We start from the raw sequence: 14084 nt of genomic DNA, 5'->3' as shown, positions 1-14084 counted from the left end.
AGTGCGCACCAAGCGCTCGCGAGTACCTCGCGCGGTGCTTACTTAACGAACTTCTCGAAGTACTTGATTGTACGAACCATCTGAGATGTGTATGAGTTCTCGTTGTCATACCATGAAACAACCTGAACTTCGTAAAGATCGTCGCCAATCTTTGTAACCATTGTCTGTGTAGCATCGAAGAGTGAACCATATGTCATTCCAACGATATCAGAAGATACGATCTCATCCTCGTTGTAACCGAATGTCTCAGGATCTGAAGCCTTCTTCATAGCTGCGTTGATGCTATCCTTTGTAACCTCTGTGCTGCTCTTAACTACAGCGAAGAGAAGTGTTGTTGAACCTGTCGGAACCGGTACTCTCTGAGCAGCGCCGATGAGCTTGCCGTTGAGTTCAGGAATAACAAGGCCGATAGCCTTTGCAGCACCTGTGCTGTTAGGAACGATGTTAACAGCGCCTGCACGTGCTCTTCTAAGGTCACCCTTTCTCTGAGGACCATCGAGGATCATCTGATCACCTGTGTAAGCATGGATTGTTGCCATGATACCAGACTGGATAGGTGCGTAGTCGTTAAGAGCCTTTGCCATAGGTGCAAGGCAGTTTGTTGTACAAGAAGCTGCAGAGATGATGTTGTCATCTGCTGTAAGTGTCTCGTGGTTAACGTTATATACGATAGTAGGAAGATCATTTCCTGCAGGAGCAGAAATAACAACCTTCTTAGCACCAGCGTTGATGTGTGCCTGAGCCTTATCCTTAGATGTGTAGAAACCTGTGCACTCAAGAACAACGTCTACACCGATTTTGCCCCAAGGAAGGTTATTAGCATCAGCCTCCTTGTAGATCTCGATCTCTTTACCGTTTACTGTGATAGAGTGATCGCTGAATGATACCTTGTCAGCGTACTTATACTTACCCTGAGAAGAATCATACTTGAGAAGGTGTGCAAGCATCTTAGGATCTGTAAGATCGTTGATTGCTACGATCTCTGTTCCCTCGTGCTCGAACATCTGTCTGAATGCAAGACGACCGATACGGCCAAAACCATTAATTGCTACCTTTACTGCCATTTTAAGTCCTCCTAAAATGATTAAAAATAATTTATTTGCTGTTACTAATTCTTTACAACGTGATTGTCAAAAATTTGACAGCAAAATTATTTTATCTGACTTCTCATATTTTTTCAAGTAATCTTGGGCAAAAACATAAAATAATCACAATAAAAACACATCAAAACACAAAACCGTAAACATATAATAGAAATGATTCATTTTTTTCTGTTTTTTTCTTTCCCTTAATTGATATAAGTTAAATAATTCTAAAAACGCTAACAATTCTATAAACTCCATTTATTTATATGTTATTTCGTTTACAATAATTTTTAGGATGTCAATATCCCGGCTTTATGCCATTAAAATATGGAGGTCTAAAAATGTCAGTAAATAATGAAGGTTCCAATGCAAGTAATGTAAAGTCTTCAGGTTCCAAAAAGGTTAAACGAAGTATCAGTAAAACTCTTCTGCTTAGCCTGATGCCGATCATCATTATCGGCGTTGTGGCAATAATCATTTTCCTTACTTTAAATGCCAAGCAGACAATTACTGATGTTTCACTTATGGATCTGCAGGCTGAGACCAATGCCAATGCCTTAGAGCTTGGCACATCCTTTAGAATGCTGACCGCAAAGTTCGGCGAATACTGCGACACCATGGAGCAGGTTCCTTTCGAAGATCACGATGCTCTCCTTAAATACATCGAGCCCTCAGCAAGTTATAGCGCTATCAAGAATTCCGGTATATATATCGGTTTTTCGGATGACAGCTACATTTTTGCGAACCATTCGGAAATGCCCGCAGACTGGAGACCCACACAGCGTGATTGGTATAAGGAAGGTCTTGGTCATGAGACCTTTGTTGAGACAGAGCCCTATGTAGACACAACAACAAACAGCCTCTGTGTTACATTTGTACGCCAGAACGATTTTTACAACGGAGAACTCGGAGTATGCGCTACCGACGTATTCCTTGATGATCTTCAGGAGCGTGTAAACCAGCTCACCCCTATGAAAACAGGAGGTTCACTCGTTCTTGACGGTGACTATATCATTTCCTTCTTTGATCCTTCACTTAACGGAACCAAGATCTCCGAGTCAGGCAATAATTATTTGAAAGAGCTTAAAGCGCATATTGACAGCGGTTCTACCGATATTATCACCCTTACTCAGGAAGGCACAGCTACAAAAATGTATGTTGCCTGCTCTCCTATTCAGGGAACAAACTGGACTCTTGTATCATCCATAACTGTTGCCGATGTAGAGGCAACTGCAAACAAGTTCATGAACATTGCAATGATAGCAATGATTCTGCTTATCATTGTTATCGCAGCAGTTATCATTATCACAATCAACAGAGTCATCACAAAGCCCGTGCATGGCCTTTCCGAGAGCATTCTCAAGATCTCAGGCGGTGATTTCACTGCAAAGATGCCTCAGGATAAGGGCGACGAGATTGGTCTTATCAGTAAAGAAATGGATAACTATGTGCGAACAATGAACAGCACCATCACTTCCATCCAGACCAAGGCTGAACAGCTAAAAAACGACTCCTCAACTTCCCTGGATGCCTCCGGCAAGATGACGGAAGGTGCAAACGAGCAGTCCATTTCCATGGGTCAGATCCAGACCACCATGGATGATATCGCAAACGCGGTAAGTGAGCTGGCAAATAACGCAACCCAGCTTGCAGGTGCAGTGGCAGACCTTACCGACAGTGGAACAAGAACAAATGAAGTCATGCTGGAGCTCGTAGATCAGGCCGATGTCGGTCAGCATGATATGAATACGGTTCAGCAGAACATGGAGACCATCACAGCATCCATGAATGAAATGAACAGCGTAGTTACAACAGTCGGAGAATCCGCTGATAAGATTACCGAGATTGTTGAAATGATCGAATCTATTTCACAGCAGACCAATCTCCTCTCCCTCAACGCTTCAATCGAGGCTGCAAGAGCAGGCGAAGCAGGAAAAGGATTTGCAGTCGTTGCTGATGAAATCGGTAAGCTGGCTCAAAATTCTCAGGATGCAACCAAGGAAATCAGTGCCATCATCACTGAGATCACCAGTCTTATCCGTAATCTTGCCGAAAAGTCACAGGCCAACATGGAGGCCATCAACAGTAACAGCGAAGCCGTTGCCAAGGCAGGAGACAGCTTCAACAAGATTTATGAAGACCTCAACAGTACTGCTGCTACCATGAAGGATATGATCAGCATGATGGGCAATGTCAATGATATCGCATCGAGCGTTGCTGCTATTTCCGAAGAGCAGTCGGCAAGCTCCGAGGAGGTTACAGCTACAGTTACCTCCCTTGCACAGAGTGCCCAGGATATTGCCAATGAGTCCAAGGGTGTTGAGGATGTCGCCAATTCCGTATCCGATTCCGCTTTGTCTATTAACGATGAGCTGAGTAAATTCATCATCGAGAAATAAAGAACTATGTCCATCAGTCATACCAATAATGGAGGTCTCTTATGAATGACAAAACAAAAAGCAATATCAGTTTAAAAAACAGCATCAAAACCAAGCTTATAGTCAGCATGCTGCTTGTATGCGCTATTCCGCTCATCATTTCAAGTGCGGTCAGCTATAAGACATCAACCGACAAGGCTTTGACTGATGCCCTGAAATCCATGAACTGGGAAACCTGGTACCTTGACTCAGAGTGGCAGAGAGTTATTGATAAAAACCAGAAGGCCATCCAGTCGGTCGCTCTTGCCCCGTCTACCATCGCCTTCATGGAAGCCACAGATAATGAAGAACTCCGGGCTACTGAAAGCCAGTTTCTTGTAAATGTCGATACAATGATGGCTGATGATTCCATCACAGTTCTTACCGGACCTGATGGAATACAGGTTCTCAGAACTGATGGCAAGGATCCCGTAGATGTCTCAAAGAGAGATTACTTTAAAAATGCCATGGGCGGAAAAGCAGATATCTCTGATGTCATCACTTCCGCCGCTACCGGAACACGTCAGGTTACCTTTTCCTGTCCTGTAAAATCCAGTGATGGAACGGTACTTGGAATCGTCCAGAGAAACTATGACCTCAACTCTTTCCATGACATTCTCGCCAAGGAAAGTGAGAATGCCTTTATCGCTGATAATACCGGTAATGTAGGTGCCCACTCCCAGGTCAAGATCACTCCTGATACCGAAGAGGACCGCAGTCAGTCTCAGTTCATGACAGCAACTAAGGAAGAAGGCTATTATGAAACCTCCACAGAAGAGGATTTCAACGCCATTGTAAACTATGTAAAGAATTCTTCATCCGGATGGACTATCTGCGTAGTAGTAGACAAAGCAAAGGTTAATGCATCTGCCCGCTCCTCTGCTCTCATAGTCATCGGCATAGGAATAGTAATGCTTATCATCGCTATTGTTATCTCCGTCAGAATGGCACTGTCCTTCACAAATCCTGTCAAGGCAGTTAATGATTCTCTTTCACTTCTGGCAGACGGACGCTTTGCAAAGGTTGATAAGTTTGCAAACAGAAAAGACGAATTCGGCGAGATGATCCACAACACCAACGATGTTATTGAAAAGCTCGACCACATCGTTACCAATATTAAGGAATCCGCAAAGACCGTAGGTTCCTCCTCAGAGGAGCTCTCCGATACAGCAAATCAGATATCACAGACAGCTGAGGATGTATCAAATGCAGTTCAGGAAATCGCATCCGGTGCAACCCAGCAGGCTGATGAAATCCAGAGTGCATCTGAAAATGTCGGAAGAATCGGCGATGCAGTCATGGATGTGCAAAACTCCACAGGCAACCTTTCAAGCATCACTCAGAAGATGAAGGAAGCCTCCGAGGTATCCAGCAGATCCCTTGCATCCCTGCAGGAATCCTCCTCCGATATGACCAATAAGATTGATGATATTTCCAATACCATTTCCGCTACTCAGGAAGCCGTTACCAATATTAATGAAAAGGTTGAGGGCATCGCTTCTATCGCAACCCAGACCAACCTCCTTTCACTTAACGCTTCCATCGAGGCAGCAAGAGCCGGTGAAGCTGGAAAAGGCTTCGCAGTTGTTGCAGAGGAAATCGGCAAGCTGGCTGATGATTCCAAGCAGATGGCTGACGACATCAGACGTGAAATGGATGTCCTTCTTGAGCAGAGTAATGCAGCCGTATCAGCAGCCGCTGATGTCAAGCAGGGTAATATGGATCAGCAGATCGCTCTCGGTGAAACTCTTGATGCCGTAAACGGTATGCTTGAAGATATCAGCAGCACTGTCGGCGGCGTAAGTATCATCTCCCAGGGTGCAGATACCTGCGATTCCTCAAAGAACGCAGTTGTTGACACCATGAGTGCCCTCTCAGCTATCTCCGAGGAGAATGCAGCATCCTCCGAGGAAACAGGTGCCTCCATGCAGGAGCTCTCAGCTACTGTTACCACCCTTGCTTCCTCCGCTGATGCTCTTAAGGAAGTTGCTGAAAAGCTCAACGAAGAAATGGCATTCTTCAAATCATAAATATATTGATCATTCAGGCGGTAGCTCAAAGGGCTGCCGCCTTTTTATTGCAGTAAATTCGTGGTCATATTCTTTTTATTTGGAAACTTACCTTTAAAGTGCTAAAATGAAGGCTCAAAATATGACAAATGGAGAAAACGATTATGTCACATAGATTACCTGCAGATTTTCATATGCACACACACCACTCCGGAGACTGCGATACTCCCATGGAGATGGTTATTAAGCAGGCCCTTGAAAAAAAGCTTCCTGCAATCTGTATAACAGAGCATATGGATATGGATTATATAATTTGCGAAACAGATCCCGCCGGAAAATTCGAGGTCAACACCGATGAATATCAGGATGAGCTGTTTCTTTACAAGGAAAAATACAAGGGAATAATCGATATTTATTTTGGAATAGAGCTTGGTCTTCAGCCTCAGATAGTTAAGATAAACGCTGACTATATAAATAAATATCCCTTTGATTTTGTAATCGGATCAAACCATCTGGTTCACAAAAAGGACCCCTACTACTCCTCCTTCTACGAGGGACGAACCGAGCATGAAGCCTTCATGGAGTTCTTTGAGTCCACCCTTGAGAACATTCAGCTCTTTGATGATTTTGACGTACTGGGTCACCTTGATTATCTTGTCCGCTACGCTCCAAATCTCAACAGGGATTACAGATACAAGGACTACAGCGATATTATTGATGAGATTTTAAAGACACTTATAAGCAAAGGAAAAGGCCTTGATGTAAACACCAAAGCCCTTTATTCTGAGCCGTCCTTAGGAGACCTTAATCCCTCAAAGGATATACTCGCCCGCTTCCGCGAGCTTGGCGGCGAAATAATAACCTTTGGCTCCGATGCCCACAAGGCGGAGAACGTAGCCCTCGGTTTTGATACCGCCGTGGAAATGGCAAAAGCCTGTGGCTTTAAGCACTATGCACTCTTTTCAAACCGCAAAGCTAAATTCGTAAAGCTCTGACTTTTAATATGAATCCTTTTCAACTGTCAGGAAGCACTCTTCTGCCAGTTCTGTTTCCTTTTCATAGAGAATATCTCTGAGGTACATCACTGATATTCTCTTTGGAAAAGGCATCACTTCTTCTTTACTTACTCCCATTTTTATAAGTCTTTTTCTCAGCCGGGAGCATTCTTCAAGATACAGATACCCCAGAACCACCGCTAATATTATAAGAATCAGAACAACCGCAAAAATGATAATTTTCATGATCAATACCTCGTTAAAAAAATTATACTAAATAGTATTTTGCGAATGTGTGATTTTCCGAATTCTTTACCCTAACTTTATCCACAGTTTATGGTTAATGCATTTTTGTATTCTATAATGTTATTGAGGATTTTATGCAATCAAACGGTACTAAAATGCTGAAAAACAACTGTTGGAGAGTTTTGATGCCTTACAAAAAAAGCCTTGCAAAAAAATTGAAACTGACAAAAACCATATTCATGACCGTACTCATAGTACTTGCCTGTTTGTACTTTGCGATCATCCTCTTTAGTAAGGATTTTCGCAGCACGATAATGTCGGACAAGCTTTTTCTTGCCACCTTTGCGATCACCTGGCTGAGCATTCTGACAGGTTTTGTGAGTATGTTTATGGATTTTCTTTTATTAAAAAAGAATGCCGAGGTGGCAAGGGATTTAAACGATCTCTCCTTCCTTGATAAGCTTACCGGTCTGCCAAACAGATACAGCATCGACCGTATCTCGCAAAAGTACGATTCACCTGAAAAGCTGATGCACCTTGGCTGTATCCTAATCGCAATCAAAAACATCAAGGAGATAAATGAGGACAAGGGCCGGGCCGCCGGAGACAAGGTGATCTCCGATTTTTGTTCAATCCTTGAATCCGTAGGAACCCAGTACGGACTTATCGGAAGAAACAGCGGAAATGAGTTTCTCGTCATTCTTGAAAACTGTGATCAGAACTCTGTGGAATTATTTATGGGCGAGCTGGGAAGACGCATTCACAACCACAATGCCATCTCTCCCGATTCACCTATAGAGCTTGAGTATTCAAGTACTTTGGAGGATGAAGTTAGCGCCGACCATTTTTATACGCTGATAACAAATGCTTACCAGAGCTTTGAGGATAATCCCAAGGCCCTTGTATAGAGGTAAAAAGCATGCTGACAGATAACACCGCAAAAATCAGAAGACTTGTCCTTGGGGCATGGAATGATGATACGGAAAGCTTTGCACAGCTCTACTGCCTCACCGTGGATGACACCTACAACTACTGTAGAATAATTCTGGACGATGAAAAGGAAAGCCTGGAAGCGGTATCTGAAATCTATACCATTGCAAGGAAAAATATTTTAAAGCTGAAGGACCCGTCACTTTTCCCTGCGTGGCTAAGGCGCATAGCCTTCGATGTATGTTATGAGAAAAATGTGGCAGACACAAGGACAGACCTGTACTCTCTGCTACATCCGGAGGAGCTTATGTCCCTGCCGTTTTTCGAGAAAGAGATATTCTTCCTTCACGATTTTACAGGTCTTACGGACAAAGAAATTGCAGGCGCTCTTCACATACGAAAAAGTCATGTTAACCGCACTCTTTCACTGGCGCGGGATCACATGCTCGAACTAAGGAAGCTGTCAATAACACCATGAAATACGAAAGAAATCGCTCTAACAAATTTCATATAAGCGATGATGATGCTTCTAAGATACTGGTAGATATCATTCACGAAAGCGGCAAGGAAATTGATTTTCTATCAGATACTGAAACTGTGGAAAAAAACAGAGACGATGAAAACCATTTTATCTCATCAGTGACAATAAACATTTTTGCATGCCTTGTGATGATCGTGCTGACGCTGTTTTCACCGGTGCTCCTTCTTATTCTTCCTACCGGTCCTGTGATAGATGAGGACAGGGCTCTGGCTGCCAAAGCAATGGCAAACAGAGAAAGCTATGATGTGACAGGCCTTGTTAAGGGCAAGCGGGACAACACTCCCCTTTGCTTAAGACCGACTCCCGGAAGAAAGGAAGTACTAAAAAATGACATAACCATGGTTGATATAACCAATGCAGCAGACGGTTACATCATCGTTCAGTACACCGGAGATTCAGGTAAGGTTAAGCTCCGTATAACAGGTCCTGACGAGATCGTCTATACCTATAACCTTGCTGTGGACGGCGGAAAAGAGGAGGTTTTCCCGCTTCAGGCAGGAGACGGCGAATACCTGATATGTGTATACGAGAATCTTGCTGCAACCCAGTATGTGACAGCATTTTCTCAGAAGGTGACCGTAACTATAAACGATAAGTTTTTGCCCTTCCTCTATCCTAATCAGTACGTGGATTTTAACGAGGGCAATCAGGCCATAGCCTACAGCGAGTATCTCTCCTACACCGCAAACAGCGACTTAGACGTGGTATCCTCCGTTTACAACGCGCTGATAAGCAGCCTCACCTACGACTACGAGGAAGCAGAGACCGTTCAGAGCGGATACATCCCTGATGTGGATGAGGTGCTGACCACAGGAAAAGGAATATGCCTTGATTATGCAGTTTTGATGACGGCCATGCTCCGCTCCCAGAGGATACCCACAAGAATGGAGGTGGGCTACGCGGGAAGCGCCTACCACGCATGGATAAGCACATACATAACCGATATTGGCTGGGTTAACGGAATGATAAAGTTCGACGGCAAGGAATGGTCACTTATGGATCCGACCTTCGCTTCAACGACAGATACTGAAAAGCTTGCAAACTTCATCGGAGACGGCAAGAACTATCAGAGAAAATACATTTACTGAAAACAGGAGAAACCGGATGAAATCACGGGTAAAAAAGGTCTTAACCGATTATGAGATTTCTGTTTTTTGCAGACAGATGGCCCTTCTTATCAAGGCCGGAATAGCGCCTTTAGAGGGAATTGAGATCATGCTCCAGGACTTCAAGTTCGAGGATGATGACTCCACGCTGCGCACCATTTCGCAGATACTAAGCTCGGGTGAAAAATTCCATATAGCCCTTCAGATGACAGGGGCTTTTCCGGGCTACGTGATCCATATGGTCACCATCGGTGAGGAATCCGGTAATCTTGACCTTGTAATGGATTCGCTGGCTGACTACTACGAGCAGGAGGATACCATCAGGAACAACATCAGCAGTGCCATCTCCTATCCTCTTATCATGATAGGCATGATGATCGTCGTTATCATCGTTTTGATAACCCAGGTTCTGCCCATTTTCGGACAGGTATTTGCACAGCTCGGAACCAGCATGAACAGCTTTTCAAGGTCTCTTATGTCCATTGGAAATGCCCTGAATAACTACTCCGTGCTTTTCATAATCATCATGGTGATCTTTTCAGGAGCATGCATTTTCTTTGTAAAAACCACCAAGGGACGCACGCTATTCAGATCCATCGGAATGCATATTCCGCCCATAAGAAAGATATACAGCGAGATTTCAACAGCCAGATTTGCCAACGGAATGGTGCTTACACTGTCAAGTGGAATGGACACCTACGAAGGCCTGAGGCTCGTAAGTAAGCTCGTCGAATATAAGGAAATGGCTGCAAAAATCGACACCTGCCGCTCTCTTATCGCATCCGGTGACAGCTTCCCGGAAGCCCTTCAGGAGGCGGGAATCTTCAACAGATTCTACTCGAGAATGGTGGCAATCGGTTTTCAGTCAGGTTCCATGGACACAGTAATGAAGCAGATTGCAAGAAAATATTCCGATGAGACCCAGAGAAAAATGTACAATTTCATTTCCATATTGGAGCCCACTCTGGTTATCATTTTGTCACTTATCGTCGGACTGATACTGCTATCAGTAATACTGCCTCTAATGGGAATTATGTCATCGATAGGATGATGGTTTTATGGAAGAAATTACTTTAAAGAAAAAAGAGAACTTAATATCCGGAATCCTGGGATTCATAATTCCGACCATTATCCTTGTCGTAGTTGTAGGTGTGTTTTTCACAGGTGTAGCTCAGATAAGTCAAAGCACCATCAATAAACAGGAGGAGAGCCTCCACACCGCAATTGCGAGGGATATTGTGCAGTGCTACTCCATCGAGGGCATCTACCCTCCGAGCCTTGAGTATCTGGAGGAGCACTATGCTCTTGTCTATGACAAGGACATATTTTTTGTAGACTACAGACCCATCGCATCCAATATTTATCCGGATGTGACGATTTTGCGCACAGAAAAGAGTTTCGTAGGTAATAATCCATGAAAAGAAATATGGACAGCAGACATACCGTGGATATGCTTTTCGTTATCGCACTCCTGTTTCTCTTTGCGATGGGAGCGCTGATGCTGATTGCCCTTGGCTCAAGCATATATAAGCGTGGTGTGGACACTCTTACGAAAAGCTATGACAAGCGCACGGCTTACGCTTATATCACTGAAAAGCTGAGGCAGTGCGATGAAGAAGGAAGTATCAGCACGGACATTTTTAACAAGTCCGGTGCGATCCGAATAGACAGTCAGATAGGCGATACGCCTTACGTAACGTACCTTTACGATTATGACGGTGCTCTGATGGAGCTCTATGCAAGAGCCGATGCGGGGGATCTTCCTCCTGAATCCGGTCAGAAGATAATGAACATCCAGGGTCTTGTCATAAATTCAAAGGGAAACGGAATGCTGGAAATAACCATCACTTTGGAGGATGGTGAGGACCTGACCTTTATTACCGCCAAACGTTCAAGCGAATGAGGATCTTAGATGGACAGAGCAATACACAGTAAAACGAGCCTATTCCTTATGGAGCTCATCATAGCGATTCTGTTCTTTTCAATTTCGGGAGCAATCTGTGTCCAGCTTTTTGTAAGGGCTCACACACTCTCCGAGACCTCTGTCGAGATGAACAACTCTGTGCTTTGGACCCAGAATATATCGGAGGTGTTCCATGGACTAAAGGGGAATCTTCGCTCCATAGCGGATTTTTACTCCGACAGCTCCATAGTTCTGGTCTCCTACGAGGACAATCCAGAGGTCGGAACTCTGGTTATGTTTTTTGATGAAAACTTTGAGCTGATACGTTTTCCTACAGAAAACGGTGCTCTTGAAAATGCAAAGTATGAGCTTCTTCTTTGCATCTCAGAGCTCCCTGCTGCTGAAGTTTATGCAGATACTGCTGCCGACACCGGACGTATGGACGGCAACGCTCTTGTGGGTGAGATAGCCCTGATCAAGATGGAAAACAGCCTTATTATCGATCGCATCTCCAAGGACGCTGATCAGGATGTTATCTCTGACAGATTTACTGATTATTACATAGGAACAATGGAGGTCAATGCTGATGAAACGTAATCCTGTTTACAGCACCCATATCGGCGCGGCATCAGTATTACTCATTTTCCTGGTGTTAAGTCTTATATCCTTCGCCGCTCTGACTTTAGTTAATTCCAGGGCGGACTACGTGTTGAGTCAGAAGATGCAGGAGCGCTCGATTGCCTACTACAGGGCCTGTCATGAGGCAAACGGATTCATAGCAGAGCACGAACCTGCACTTAGAAATGTAAGTTTTGATGAGGAAAAAGCTGATGAAAAGCTCATTGAAAAGAGCTTTACCTTAAGTGAATTCCAGACCCTGGATGTTGCGATAACGCCCGCCCATGAAGATGACGACTCCACATACAGGATAGCCCAGTGGAAGGTTGTAACCCATGACGAGAATCTGATTCTGGATGAAACCCTTCCTGTGCTCAAGCGTTAACACAGCCCTGTGATTTAAATGTACTGCTGATCTTTTTTGAGGTATGAATATGTCTGATTCGGAATTAAGATACTTCAGCCTAAAAAAAGAATATAAGCTTATCCTTGAGTATTTCGATAAGTGTGCACACTCTATCAGAGAGAGTAACAAATACTCTCTCCGCAAAGCATGCATGTATATATCCATGGTCACTATTGCCATGATATTTATCGCCAAACTGGTTGTTCCCGACTTCAGAATAAGCCTCGCTCATCTTCTGCTCTGTCCATTCCTTGGCTTATATTATCTGATAAATCTTTACAACAGGAATAAGGCCATTAAATCTACCACTGTCAGCGATATTATCTGTCTGTCCTTTTATTTCATGCTGTTTATTATCTTTATTTTCAGGGACATGACCTCTGATCCCGGAAATCAGTCTATCTGGTTCCCTCTGTTTCTGATGGTATTTCCTACTGTATACATTGCAAGGATGTATAAATACGGGCTTTTTGGTATTTTGCTCGTTGCGATTTTCTGCACCGCATCCTATTACTGTAAGCCCTACAACGTCTTCCTCAGGGATGTTTATGTCGCCTTTGCTTCCTACATTCCTTCCATGCTCTGCGCCCAGATCATCCTGGTATCCCGTGCCAAGGAGGGTCTTGCCATTGCGGAGCTCACCAAGATAAGCACTATAGATAAGCTTACCTTCCTTCTTAATAAGGGTGCTCTTCTTTCCTCGATAAACAATTTCTTCGATCGCAGAAAGCCAGGCGAGCCCTGCGGAATGTGCGTAATTGACGTGGATAATTTCAAGCAGGTAAATGACAATTTTGGTCACAACGTCGGTGACCTTCTCCTGTCAAACCTCGGAGATCTCTTAAGAAAAAATTTCCGTTCCTCTGACTATATCGGAAGATTCGGTGGCGACGAATTCATGGTCTTTATGCCGGGCATAGCACGCCTTGATCTTGTGGAAATGCGCTGCAGGAGTCTGCAGATGATGCTTATGGATCTGGACCTTGGAACAGGAACAAAGTTCACGCTTAGTATAGGAGCCATCATCGACACCGGTGACCACCCCATGGGCGAAGTATTCCGCATGGCTGACGATGCCCTCTATCAGTCCAAGGTTATGGGCAAAAACAGTGTGAGCTCCTGGATCATCCCCGAATCCCGCACCTTTGAAAAGCCTCTGATTCTGCTGGCCTGCCCTGAGAATCACCCTCGCTCCAAGCCTTTTGTTGAAGCTGCCTCTGTTAAATTCGATGTAATCGAAGTTCACAGCGGTGACGTTGCCCTGTCTAACCTCAGTCAGTATCGCGAAACCATACGCCTTGTGATTGTAGATCTTGATCTTGAAAAACTCTCCGGCAACCAGGTTGTACAATATATAAAGGAACGTGCCGGCTTCAATCACATCCCTGTTATCGCCGTTGCTTCCGAAGAAGAATCCTTCATGGAAGCCCGTGAATGCGGCGCGGACAGAGTCTTCTTTGAAACAGAAAATTCAGCCTCCTTCAAGGCTGCAATTGATGAACTGATTAAATAAAAATGGGGCTGTCGCATTAGATGATTAAATCATCTAGGCGATGGCCTTTTTTCAGGCCTAAAAATCGGTACTTATATCTGCTTTCTGCTCATATCTCATATTTTTAGAGTAACTTAATAGTCCGAAGATATCTTCGGATCAGATACAGGAGTTTGATTTTTAAGGATCAAAAATTATGCCGTTTTCTTTAGCTCAAAAAGATGAGTTCCTGTTCGGCCGGCCATGATCTTGTGATGCAGTTTATTGATATCGAATCCGATTGCAAGCAACACGCTTTGTGCAAGAACATTCTTCGTCCCCTTATACAAATATCTT

At 44.1% G+C, this 14084-nt stretch carries 14 protein-coding genes; 12 read left to right on the top strand and 2 right to left on the bottom strand.

The features are described 5' to 3' along the window. Nucleotides 1–38: 38 nt before the first annotated feature. The gene (gene gap, locus G587_RS0111925; protein ID WP_026492430.1) at nt 39–1064 is read right to left on the bottom strand and encodes a type I glyceraldehyde-3-phosphate dehydrogenase; all 1026 of its coding nucleotides are present in this window, start codon (nt 1062–1064) and stop codon (nt 39–41) included. A gap of 362 nt (nt 1065–1426) precedes the next feature. Here gap and G587_RS0111920 point away from each other — a divergent pair, with 362 nt between their 5' ends. From G587_RS0111920 to G587_RS0111910, 3 genes are all read left to right on the top strand, one after another. Beyond that, nucleotides 1427–3484 (top strand): methyl-accepting chemotaxis protein, encoded by a 2058-nt coding sequence (locus G587_RS0111920; RefSeq protein ID WP_026492429.1) that lies wholly within the window; start codon nt 1427–1429, stop codon nt 3482–3484. Between the two features lie 41 nt (nt 3485–3525). Further along, nucleotides 3526–5532: a methyl-accepting chemotaxis protein gene (locus G587_RS0111915; RefSeq protein WP_026492428.1), complete on the top strand. Its 2007-nt coding sequence runs from the start codon at nt 3526–3528 to the stop codon at nt 5530–5532. Between the two features lie 143 nt (nt 5533–5675). Continuing rightward, on the top strand, nt 5676–6506 hold the full coding sequence (locus G587_RS0111910; RefSeq protein WP_026492427.1) for a histidinol-phosphatase HisJ family protein: 831 nt from the start codon (nt 5676–5678) through the stop codon (nt 6504–6506). Between the two features lie 3 nt (nt 6507–6509). Here G587_RS0111910 and G587_RS0111905 read toward each other — a convergent pair whose 3' ends face one another. Continuing rightward, nucleotides 6510–6752 (bottom strand): hypothetical protein, encoded by a 243-nt coding sequence (locus G587_RS0111905; RefSeq protein WP_026492426.1) that lies wholly within the window; start codon nt 6750–6752, stop codon nt 6510–6512. A 185-nt stretch (nt 6753–6937) separates the two neighbouring features. Between G587_RS0111905 and G587_RS22580 the strand changes: the two genes are divergently transcribed. Genes G587_RS22580 through G587_RS24505 form a run of 9 tightly spaced genes read left to right on the top strand, consistent with a single transcriptional unit; the run spans nt 6938 to nt 13769 of the window. Next, complete coding sequence (locus tag G587_RS22580; RefSeq protein ID WP_035786548.1) at nt 6938–7660, top strand: GGDEF domain-containing protein; 723 nt, start codon at nt 6938–6940, stop codon at nt 7658–7660. Nucleotides 7661–7671: 11 nt separating this feature from the next. Beyond that, the gene (locus G587_RS0111895; RefSeq protein ID WP_026492425.1) at nt 7672–8160 is read left to right on the top strand and encodes an RNA polymerase sigma factor; all 489 of its coding nucleotides are present in this window, start codon (nt 7672–7674) and stop codon (nt 8158–8160) included. After that, nucleotides 8157–9311 (top strand): transglutaminase domain-containing protein, encoded by a 1155-nt coding sequence (locus G587_RS22575; protein ID WP_051200996.1) that lies wholly within the window; start codon nt 8157–8159, stop codon nt 9309–9311. Before G587_RS0111895 ends, G587_RS22575 begins: the two co-directional genes overlap by 4 nt. Before the next feature lie 16 nt (nt 9312–9327). Beyond that, complete coding sequence (locus G587_RS0111885; protein WP_026492424.1) at nt 9328–10380, top strand: type II secretion system F family protein; 1053 nt, start codon at nt 9328–9330, stop codon at nt 10378–10380. Between the two features lie 7 nt (nt 10381–10387). Continuing rightward, nucleotides 10388–10747: a hypothetical protein gene (locus tag G587_RS0111880; RefSeq protein ID WP_051200995.1), complete on the top strand. Its 360-nt coding sequence runs from the start codon at nt 10388–10390 to the stop codon at nt 10745–10747. Continuing rightward, entirely contained in the window at nt 10744–11232 is a 489-nt protein-coding gene (locus tag G587_RS0111875; protein ID WP_026492422.1) for a DUF4860 domain-containing protein, read from the top strand. Before G587_RS0111880 ends, G587_RS0111875 begins: the two co-directional genes overlap by 4 nt. Nucleotides 11233–11241: 9 nt before the next feature. Next, the gene (locus G587_RS22570) at nt 11242–11829 is read left to right on the top strand and encodes a hypothetical protein (protein WP_035786547.1); all 588 of its coding nucleotides are present in this window, start codon (nt 11242–11244) and stop codon (nt 11827–11829) included. Beyond that, nucleotides 11819–12235 (top strand): hypothetical protein, encoded by a 417-nt coding sequence (locus tag G587_RS24510; RefSeq protein ID WP_026492421.1) that lies wholly within the window; start codon nt 11819–11821, stop codon nt 12233–12235. The genes G587_RS22570 and G587_RS24510 overlap by 11 nt, the downstream gene beginning before the upstream one ends. Before the next feature lie 49 nt (nt 12236–12284). Beyond that, the gene (locus G587_RS24505) at nt 12285–13769 is read left to right on the top strand and encodes a diguanylate cyclase (protein ID WP_026492420.1); all 1485 of its coding nucleotides are present in this window, start codon (nt 12285–12287) and stop codon (nt 13767–13769) included. Nucleotides 13770–14084 lie beyond the last annotated feature (315 nt).

It is taken from the genome of Butyrivibrio sp. XPD2002, assembly GCF_000423945.1.
GTDB lineage: Bacteria > Bacillota > Clostridia > Lachnospirales > Lachnospiraceae > Butyrivibrio.
This window is presented reverse-complemented; position numbering and strand designations above follow the sequence as displayed.

Bases quoted from the DNA above. Each gene is read 5' to 3' on its own strand.
- gap (WP_026492430.1), bottom strand. From the start codon at position 1,064: ATGGCAGTAAAGGTAGCAATTAATGGTTTTGGCCGTATCGGTCGTCTT.
- G587_RS0111920 (WP_026492429.1), top strand. From the start codon at position 1,427: ATGTCAGTAAATAATGAAGGTTCCAATGCAAGTAATGTAAAGTCTTCA.
- G587_RS0111915 (WP_026492428.1), top strand. From the start codon at position 3,526: ATGAATGACAAAACAAAAAGCAATATCAGTTTAAAAAACAGCATCAAA.
- G587_RS0111910 (WP_026492427.1), top strand. From the start codon at position 5,676: ATGTCACATAGATTACCTGCAGATTTTCATATGCACACACACCACTCC.
- G587_RS0111905 (WP_026492426.1), bottom strand. From the start codon at position 6,752: ATGAAAATTATCATTTTTGCGGTTGTTCTGATTCTTATAATATTAGCG.
- G587_RS22580 (WP_035786548.1), top strand. From the start codon at position 6,938: ATGCCTTACAAAAAAAGCCTTGCAAAAAAATTGAAACTGACAAAAACC.
- G587_RS0111895 (WP_026492425.1), top strand. From the start codon at position 7,672: ATGCTGACAGATAACACCGCAAAAATCAGAAGACTTGTCCTTGGGGCA.
- G587_RS22575 (WP_051200996.1), top strand. From the start codon at position 8,157: ATGAAATACGAAAGAAATCGCTCTAACAAATTTCATATAAGCGATGAT.
- G587_RS0111885 (WP_026492424.1), top strand. From the start codon at position 9,328: ATGAAATCACGGGTAAAAAAGGTCTTAACCGATTATGAGATTTCTGTT.
- G587_RS0111880 (WP_051200995.1), top strand. From the start codon at position 10,388: ATGGAAGAAATTACTTTAAAGAAAAAAGAGAACTTAATATCCGGAATC.
- G587_RS0111875 (WP_026492422.1), top strand. From the start codon at position 10,744: ATGAAAAGAAATATGGACAGCAGACATACCGTGGATATGCTTTTCGTT.
- G587_RS22570 (WP_035786547.1), top strand. From the start codon at position 11,242: ATGGACAGAGCAATACACAGTAAAACGAGCCTATTCCTTATGGAGCTC.
- G587_RS24510 (WP_026492421.1), top strand. From the start codon at position 11,819: ATGAAACGTAATCCTGTTTACAGCACCCATATCGGCGCGGCATCAGTA.
- G587_RS24505 (WP_026492420.1), top strand. From the start codon at position 12,285: ATGTCTGATTCGGAATTAAGATACTTCAGCCTAAAAAAAGAATATAAG.